General features: G+C 58.1%; 2 protein-coding genes and 1 pseudogene. 1 reads left to right on the forward strand and 2 read right to left on the reverse strand.

Features of this window, described 5'->3' with window-relative positions; translation table 11 throughout:
- A pseudogene (locus ABX749_RS29880) lies at positions 1-335 on the reverse strand (hypothetical protein); the annotation flags it as partial.
- Between the two features lie 12 nt (positions 336-347).
- Entirely contained in the window at positions 348-1,025 is a 678-nt protein-coding gene (locus ABX749_RS29885; protein WP_372899252.1) for a sigma-70 family RNA polymerase sigma factor, read from the reverse strand.
- A gap of 435 nt (positions 1,026-1,460) precedes the next feature.
- Between ABX749_RS29885 and ABX749_RS29890 the strand changes: the two genes are divergently transcribed.
- Entirely contained in the window at positions 1,461-2,216 is a 756-nt protein-coding gene (locus ABX749_RS29890; RefSeq protein WP_372899253.1) for a hypothetical protein, read from the forward strand.
- Positions 2,217-2,328: the final 112 nt, after the last annotated feature.

The raw sequence follows: 2,328 nt of genomic DNA on the forward strand, positions 1-2,328 counted from the left end.
CCGCGGCCGACTTCCTCCAGCAATCGAAAGTCGCCCAACAGGCGTTCGTCGTCGCAACCTCCGTCGGAAGCGTCGTCGCGATCGGCATCGGATTGCGGCGTGAACCCGGCTGCGATCTGATGCAGATCTTCCAGCCCGTTGATGTAGCATCGCAGCGGATGAACCAGCTCCGGATCGTCGACCGCCAGGTCCTCCAGTTGCGGCGGAACACCTTGTTCCAATGCCGACAGGTAACGGTCCAGCAATAGCGTCATCCGATCCTTTTGGGCATCGGACAGGTGCCGTGTTGCCGAAGGTTCGACGCTTAAATCGGAAATCGAAGAATAGTCCAACACGTCGTTCGGTCGTTATGCTCGGGGATCGTCGTAGGTCTGTTTGAACTTGTCCATCGCCCGCAACCACAGCATGCGAACCGTGCCGGGGCGACGATCCAGCCGGTCGGCGATCTCGTTGAACGAGAGGCCTTGCAAATTGCGCAACACGATCACGTCGCGGTACTCGGGGCGAAGCTTGGCCAGTTGATCGGCCAGTTCGACCGCACGCTCACGCCGCCTGGCCGGTTCGCTCGGCGAGGGGCCGCGATCGGCCAGCACGTTGGCCAGATGACAGGCACTTTTGTCCAGGGTGGCGCCGACCTGTTCAATCGACACTTCACGCCGCATGTCGCGTTTTTGAGCGTTCAAATGCATGTCGATGGCATCACGCAGACAGTTCACCAAGATTTGCCTCAGCCAACACAACAGCTCCGGCTCGCTGCCCCCTCGAAAGGACCGGAAATCGCGATGGGCCGCCAGCATCGTGTCCTGGACCAGGTCGGACGGACTCATCCGCCGCCGCAACCGGCGGTCAAGTTGCGTGGTCGCCAGGATTGTCAGGTAGTTGCGGTACAGCTGCAGCAATTGCCCGAGTGCCTCGGCGTCAGCGGCGTCGGCATCCTGACGGGCTGCATCCTGACGGGCTGCGCTCAGCAACTGCGAGACATCGATTTCGGTCGTGTTGGCTGGGTCGATAGAAATGCTGGTCATGCTTTTTCTAGGAATGTCCGTTCGCGCGAGGTCACCGTCTGTTCGTTGCGACATCACTTTGCTGTCCTCGCAACCGCCCGATTAGCGTCGTCGCGTCACCGTCTGGCCACGGGAGTGACGGATCGGTTTAATGATCTTCCGCTCGATTTTGGATCGGTACGAGTGTCAGGAAAACTCTGATACTCTAACGATCGCCGCCGAGAAACCCACGCTATGCAGAAGATAGGACGCAATTTGACGACAGTGGCAGTTGGACAGTTCCATCGGGTCGTTGGAATCCCTCCCTGACAGCGGAATTCCAGACAGTGAAATGCGTCTGATCCGATGCATTCCCACCGGGCTGGACAATCCGGCAACTGCGGTGGTCAAATTCGAAATTGAGCGGTGTACTTCCGGTCGTAAACGATGTGTCATGGCCCCTACTGAGATCCGACGATGGCAAAAACGGAACAGAGTCGTCAAAAAAAATTGGCGAAAAAACGCAGCAAAGAAATTGCGAAACGGAAGCGTTTGGCGGCGGAGAAAAACGCGTTGAGATCGGTCGCCGGCCAGATCGCCGCGTCGATGCGACTGCCGATCGACCGCTGCTATGCCTACGCATCGCTGATGGACGACACCGAAGATGACGGGGCGATCGGAGCGGTTCTGGTCACCCGCCCGATTCCCGACGGCCGAGTCGTGTTCGCCTGTTTTCTCGTCGACAAGGCTTGCTTGGGCGTCAAGGACGCGTTTGCCCGATTGGTGACGCCCGCACAGTTCTCCGACCATTTAGATCGTTTGCGATCGCGCTCAAAACTGACCAAGTGTGATCCCAGCGTGGCCAAAAAACTTGTCACCGATGCGGTCCAGTGGGCGGCCCAGTTCGGTCTCGATCCTTTGGGGGACTATGAACGCACCAGCCGAATTTGGCACGACGTCGACGAATCCCAATGTGAACAGACCTTTCGGTTCGGTCGCAATGGAAAACCGTGTTACATCCAAGGCCCCCATGACAGTCCTCAATTCATCCGACGCGTGATGGAAAGCCTTAGCCAACACGCCGGCGAAGGGAATTTTGATTTCACCCAACAGATCGACGCTGCCGAAGGCATCGAAGCGTTGTTCGACGCCGAGGGGAACCCGATGGAACAGGATGAAATGGTTCTCCCCGACGGCGACAAGATCCTGCGAATCGACCACGCAGACGATTGAGCGGAAATCACAAGCGTGGAAAAGACGCTGGTGTCCAGACGTAGTGTCCAGACGTAGTGTCCAGACGTAGTGTCCAGACACTGGCGATGTCCATGACACGGGCATCACGTCC

It is taken from the genome of Stieleria sp., from assembly GCF_041595215.1.
In the GTDB taxonomy this organism is placed as follows: domain Bacteria; phylum Planctomycetota; class Planctomycetia; order Pirellulales; family Pirellulaceae; genus Stieleria; species Stieleria magnilauensis.

Excerpts from the sequence above, each read along its gene's own strand:
- ABX749_RS29885 (WP_372899252.1), bottom strand. The coding sequence starts at position 1,025 with ATGACCAGCATTTCTATCGACCCAGCCAACACGACCGAAATCGATGTC.
- ABX749_RS29890 (WP_372899253.1), top strand. The coding sequence starts at position 1,461 with ATGGCAAAAACGGAACAGAGTCGTCAAAAAAAATTGGCGAAAAAACGC.